Raw genomic sequence first — 5,297 nt, 5'->3', positions numbered from 1 at the left:
GTGGCTTTAAAATTCATGTGGTAGTTGAGTCGAATGATTATAATGACTTAGTCACAGGGAATTACCGTTCTCAATTCAAGCCCACCACATTAGAAGCGAATATATGGAGTGTACAAGCCAAGTACGATGTGAAGTTTAGTTATGTGAAGGACGTCAATATGGCCCCACGTTTCATTGTTAATTGCCTTATGTCGCAGTTAAGAGCAGAGCTTAAGCGTTGGCATTAAAAAGGATGTATTTTTTTAAAAAAAAATGTTATAATAGAGATAAAGTGATGAGTCGTTGAATACGGCTTTTCATCTTTGTTCAAAAAGTAGGAATAAATGCAATAAAAATATACTTCCATTTTCTCCACACCTTCGCAGATTGCGGAGGTTTTTTTATTTACAAAATGCGAACATTTGTTCTTAAAATTCACTTAAAATATGGTATAATTTAATCAAGTGCTTATATATAGAAAGCGAGTTGAGATTTTTGTTAATTTCAAAACAATTATCAGAAGAAGAACAAGAGGCGATTTATCGCCATGTGAAGGCACGAAAAGAGAGAGAAAGACGTTCCAAATTAACAAGTGAACAGAGAAAGAAGTACAACGAGTACATGAGAGAATATATGAGAGAATACAATAAGAAGAAGGAGTGTTTGTAAATGGAAGCTATCAAAGAACGCTTAGAAAGCCTAAAAACAGAACGTCAGGCTAAAATCGAGAAAGCAAAAGAGCTACGTAAATGTGAAGATGATTATCAAAAAGAGTTAGAAAAAAAGAAAGCTGACGTAAAAAAAGTTTACTCATTGGATGAATTGAATCAATTAAAATCAGAGATTAGCACGTTAGAGTTATTCATGGACACACTCCCAGCACGCTTAGATCAATTAGAGCATGAGCATGTTGGAACAGAAGATGAATATCGTCAGTTATCAGAAGATATTTACCGAGTACATGAAGAAATTTTGGAAGAACAATTATTAGATTTGTTTGAATTGATGCAATTAACTCTAAATAAGGCAGAAGAGTATACAAAGACTTTAAATCATCGTCAGATGATGATTAATGAGTTACAACAAGCAACTGCAAATGTTAATGGTCACCAACGCTACGCCGAAAGAGTGGCAACAAAACACACATCTATCTGTCGTTATGCTGAACTATATTGGGCAATGCAAAAGTTAGAAGCATTATCAGTCTATGGGATGAATGCTATTAGTATTGGGCAGTTAAGAGCAAACAGGTCTTTCTTGTCGGCGCATGAGATTGCAGCTATTGATGTGGATGAAGCATTTGATAAAACATTGAACGTATTAGGACGTAAGAAAAGAAAATATTCTAAATAGATAGCCCCCCTTTTCGAAAAAATGGGGGTTATGGAAGAGGACGTACACCGAGGGTAAAGGGGAGCCAGTTCTTCCGGCTCTCACGCGCGATAGATTTTTTGAAATGAATAGTATTCAGTGTCATTTAAAAACACGTTCAGACCAACGAAAAACAGTATTTCATCATTCCTAATAAGAGTAGTGCGAAAGGTGGTGCATTTAATTGATAAGTAAATTCAAAAGAGAATTAGCGAGAAAAGAATTTGAGAAGGGAAAAAGTTACTCAATCATTTCTAAACAGTTAGGTGTGCCACTGAACACTCTTAAATGCTGGAAGAAGCGATATGGTTGGGAACGATTAAATAATGTGGAAAGGAGTGCATCCAATATGATCCGAGAGGAATTGTTAAGTCATTTAGAGAAAAAGAATGCAAAAACGGAAACGAACATTGATTTAGTGAATGATTATATGTCATTGTGGGAAATCAAAAACAAGTTGATTGCAGATATTGAAAAGCGTGGTGTCCAAGTCGAGACATTCAATAGTTCGGGTAACACTGTTTATAAGAAAAATGATAGTGTGACGGAATTGTTAAAAACAAATTCGCAGATGTTAAAAATCCTAAGTGATTTAGGCTTAACCGCTTCTATGTCTGAGAGCAACGACGATGATGATATTTAGCGAGTGATTATTCCTCGCTTTTTTAATTTAATTTAATTGAGGTGTTGGCAATCTATGAGAGAGGTAAAGTTGATATTTGAAGATTACATCATTAGCAGACGAATGTTAAAAGCATTGCAAAACAAGGCAGAAGAAGAAACTGGAATATCATTGAGTATGGCTAGACCGATGATAGATGAAAAGGTTCAAGGTGGGATGATTTCTAAGCAGGATACCAAGATGGCAACCGTTTTAGATAAGCAAAAAAGAACCCAACACAAAATAAAGCGGATTTTAAGCGATTTAAAGCCTTTTGTTGTAACGATGAATAAAATATCACAAGATGATAAAAAACTCCTCACAAGCCATTATATTAAGAGAAAAAGCGTGAATGAGATTGCTAAAGAATTAGATTTGTCTATAACGACAACAAGGTCACGATTGAATAAAGCTGAAATGAAGTTTTTCAAAATCTATATGCATTATAGCAAGACACACTAATCCAATGAATTTAAGGCTGATAACGTGCTAAAAAATGTGTGTTGTTGGTTCCAATTATACTTTTAAAACTTGTAGAAACTTGCTATAATGTGAATATAGTTCATATAATCCGAAAATTCAAATACATCACTTTCGACACGACTACCAATCGTGTCTTTTTTTATTTTAAGGGAAGTTTTTTTGCAAATCCCCCTTTTTTAGGCACGATTTACCACGTAATAACCTATCCCTATATTCTTTTACCTCACAAAACCTCACTCAATCATAGAAGCGAAATAATCAAGCATAGAGTCTGTATCACTTAAAAAATCATCAACCATATCATCATCTAAATAATAACTGTCTGGATCATAGCCTTGTGTTATTCCTATTTCAAGTTCTTCATCCTCACAGAACCAATACGCATTAACTCGCCCTGGTTCACATCCGAAATCATCACAAAGCAGCACACAACCTTCCTCATTAGCAATTACACCGATTTTTACATCACCATCAATTAGTTTAATTTCTGCGTTTGCAACTGGATAATCCTCGCGATCTGTCTCAACGTTACTCATAACCTCTAAAGTTTTCATACGGTAAATAGCCATTGCGCTCATAGTTTTCATAAAATCATTTCCCCTTTCGAATTTGTCTTACGTTATAACTTATGATTTATTTGCGCAAATTATTCTGAAATTATCTGTAATTTATTTTATTTTTTGGATTTGGTCACTTTTGCTATGTGTCACGCATATACTCACAGTGTGAGTAATCTTAGCAGCTCCCCAACCATTCGACATATAGGCTATTTTAACCCCAGTTTGGGGCTTTTTTTATGCCTAAAAATAATAAAAGTTGGGAAGTCGTTATACTTTTTAACGGTTTGAGTGATAGAATGCTTGTTAATGCCTAAAAAAGTTGAAAAGTCGTTGCATTTTTCAACGGATTGAGTATAGTATATAAGTGTAAATAACATTTGTGTTAGGAAGTCGTTATAAAACCTAACGAGGAGGAGAGATTTTCGTGAAAATTGAAAAAGTGCAACATATCGGGATGGATATTGGTCGTGGGTATGTGAAGGCGTATAGTGAATTTGACGGTGCGAAGTATTCTTGTAAGTTCAAGTCGGTAATGGGGCTAGGGCGAAAAATGGATTTATCAGAATACGAAAACCCAATTTATATCGAGGTGAACGGGATTGAGTATTTCATTGGTGATCTAGCTGAAAAGGAAGGTCATAGCCCGGTCCAAAATTTAGACGATGATAAAACTAATAGAATTGTTCAAGTTTTAATGTGGGCAGCCTTAAGCGAAGTCGCTGCGTCTGAACAAGTTAAAATCATGTTAGGAGTTCCTAATAAAGACTTTAGACGAAGTGTTTTAAACTCAGTTACAGAAACTTATAAAGGTAAAACCATTAAAATTAAAAACAAAGTTGCAAACTCATATAAAACAGTAACTATTCGTGACATAAGTATTTATCGTGAAGCTGATGCAGCGTTACTTTACCACGTTAATCAACATCCAACGTTAAAAAATGGGCCTGTTGCTTTAGGTTCTATCGGTTTCAGAACAACTGAGTTATGCTACTACGACAAAGGACTAAAATTCAACGACAAACTTTCTAAAACAGTAGAGGAAGGTAATAGAACGGCCCTTGAATACGTTCAAAAAGTCCTCAGCAGTCGCGGAATTATGAAAGCATTGAATGAAATTGATTCTTCAAATGATTATGATGATTTAAAAGAAGTTGCTTACGATGTACTGTCGGGAGCAGTTCAGAACCAAATTAAAAGCCAATGGATCAATTTAAAAGAGGTTGCTGTGTTCATAGCTGGTGGTACAGCGTTAAAATTAAACCTTCCTTTCGAGATTATCGAGGATGCTCAAATGGCAACTGCAAAAGGTCTATGGCTATTAGCAACACAGAATTTTTGCAAATAGAGGTGGCGCATAATGGCTAAACGTTCAAGCACAGTTAATTTAGAAGAAACAATTTGGAATAAAATAAACGAATATGCAGAAGCGAATAACATAAACAGAAACAAAGCCATTGAGTGGATAGTGCTGCAATATGAAGCTTTAAATGGAAGGGTAATAACTTTACACCCGACAGAATCAGAAGCAGTTACAGAACCTTTAAATGAGGTTGTAGAAAGTGTTCAAACAAACATTGATTTATTGGACGTAAGTGATAAAGCTTATGATGACATGCCTGATTAGACTTGGAACTATTCCAAGTCTTTTTTTACGCATTGTTAGTGCAAAATATGCGAATTTTTTCGGCATTCTTTTCATATAATAACTTAGATAAACTAAACAAGGAGGGATTGTTGTGGCAAGACAAAAAATTTATAAAAAGTTATCCGTTGTGTTTTACGAAAAGGATAAAGAGTTGTTTGAGGACTTCTCGAAACTGGCATTAGAAAAAGATGATAATATGAGCAGATATGCTAAGCGTCTTATTTTAGAAGAACTTAAGAAGAGCGAAAAATAAAAAAAGGGCAGAAGCCCTATTCAAACGCTATTTTAAGTAACTCACAAGCGATTCTAAGTGCAAGACCTCCATAAAACCAATACATAACGTCACCACCTTCTGAAATTATATGAATAGTATGTACAAAATTTCGGAATATTATTCGCACTGTCGCATATAAATATTAGTGTGAGGTGATAAATGTGAAATTATTCATTGGGTTGGTTTTAGGTATCATTATTTCAATTCCTGAGATTAAAAAAATGATTGAAAATTCAAAGGGGGAATAAAAATGAAAATTTGTGCTTGTGTTGTGAGAAAAAATGAATTGATTGAGGTGGATCCAAAGAAAGTTTTAAAAGTTGG

The 5,297-nt window shown here is 34.6% G+C and carries 8 protein-coding genes and 1 pseudogene; 8 read left to right on the top strand and 1 reads right to left on the bottom strand.

Annotated elements, in window-relative coordinates; translation table 11 throughout:
• The 5 genes and pseudogenes from J6D32_RS12800 to J6D32_RS12785 form a co-directional block, all read left to right on the top strand.
• Positions 1 to 227: hypothetical protein (locus tag J6D32_RS12800; protein ID WP_287467741.1), on the top strand; the 227-nt coding region annotated here is incomplete at its 5' end.
• Between the two features lie 421 nt (positions 228 to 648).
• Positions 649 to 1,332, top strand: a complete 684-nt coding sequence (locus J6D32_RS12795) for a hypothetical protein (RefSeq protein ID WP_287467740.1) — start codon at positions 649 to 651, stop codon at positions 1,330 to 1,332.
• Positions 1,333 to 1,534: 202 nt separating this feature from the next.
• Positions 1,535 to 1,678, top strand: a pseudogene (locus tag J6D32_RS14125) (transposase); the annotation flags it as partial.
• A 21-nt stretch (positions 1,679 to 1,699) separates the two neighbouring features.
• Positions 1,700 to 1,993 carry a P27 family phage terminase small subunit gene (locus tag J6D32_RS14120; RefSeq protein ID WP_503004058.1) on the top strand — a complete coding sequence of 98 codons (294 nt, stop codon included), beginning with the start codon at positions 1,700 to 1,702 and terminating at the stop codon, positions 1,991 to 1,993.
• A 54-nt stretch (positions 1,994 to 2,047) separates the two neighbouring features.
• Positions 2,048 to 2,473 (top strand): sigma factor-like helix-turn-helix DNA-binding protein, encoded by a 426-nt coding sequence (locus J6D32_RS12785; RefSeq protein ID WP_287467738.1) that lies wholly within the window; start codon positions 2,048 to 2,050, stop codon positions 2,471 to 2,473.
• A 254-nt stretch (positions 2,474 to 2,727) separates the two neighbouring features.
• Here the strand turns inward: J6D32_RS12785 and J6D32_RS12780 are convergent, their stop codons facing one another.
• A complete protein-coding gene (locus tag J6D32_RS12780) occupies positions 2,728 to 3,081 on the bottom strand; it encodes a hypothetical protein (protein ID WP_287467737.1) in 354 nt (117 codons plus the stop codon).
• A gap of 397 nt (positions 3,082 to 3,478) precedes the next feature.
• Between J6D32_RS12780 and J6D32_RS12775 the strand changes: the two genes are divergently transcribed.
• From J6D32_RS12775 to J6D32_RS12765, 3 genes are all read left to right on the top strand, one after another.
• Positions 3,479 to 4,399 (top strand): ParM/StbA family protein, encoded by a 921-nt coding sequence (locus tag J6D32_RS12775; protein WP_287467736.1) that lies wholly within the window; start codon positions 3,479 to 3,481, stop codon positions 4,397 to 4,399.
• A 12-nt stretch (positions 4,400 to 4,411) separates the two neighbouring features.
• The gene (locus J6D32_RS12770; protein WP_287467735.1) at positions 4,412 to 4,678 is read left to right on the top strand and encodes a hypothetical protein; all 267 of its coding nucleotides are present in this window, start codon (positions 4,412 to 4,414) and stop codon (positions 4,676 to 4,678) included.
• Positions 4,679 to 4,790: 112 nt separating this feature from the next.
• The gene (locus J6D32_RS12765; protein ID WP_287467734.1) at positions 4,791 to 4,952 is read left to right on the top strand and encodes a hypothetical protein; all 162 of its coding nucleotides are present in this window, start codon (positions 4,791 to 4,793) and stop codon (positions 4,950 to 4,952) included.
• Positions 4,953 to 5,297 lie beyond the last annotated feature (345 nt).

Source organism: Turicibacter sp. (assembly GCF_017941855.1).
GTDB classification, from domain to species: Bacteria; Bacillota_I; Bacilli_A; order MOL361; family Turicibacteraceae; genus Turicibacter; species Turicibacter sanguinis.
Note: the sequence above shows the minus strand (reverse complement) of the source record. Positions and strands in the feature narration are given on the sequence as shown.

What these genes read in the sequence shown, in the direction of transcription:
- J6D32_RS12770 (WP_287467735.1), top strand. Translation starts at nt 4,412, where the DNA reads ATGGCTAAACGTTCAAGCACAGTTAATTTAGAAGAAACAATTTGGAAT.
- J6D32_RS12780 (WP_287467737.1), bottom strand. Translation starts at nt 3,081, where the DNA reads ATGAAAACTATGAGCGCAATGGCTATTTACCGTATGAAAACTTTAGAG.
- J6D32_RS12795 (WP_287467740.1), top strand. Translation starts at nt 649, where the DNA reads ATGGAAGCTATCAAAGAACGCTTAGAAAGCCTAAAAACAGAACGTCAG.
- J6D32_RS14120 (WP_503004058.1), top strand. Translation starts at nt 1,700, where the DNA reads ATGATCCGAGAGGAATTGTTAAGTCATTTAGAGAAAAAGAATGCAAAA.
- J6D32_RS12785 (WP_287467738.1), top strand. Translation starts at nt 2,048, where the DNA reads ATGAGAGAGGTAAAGTTGATATTTGAAGATTACATCATTAGCAGACGA.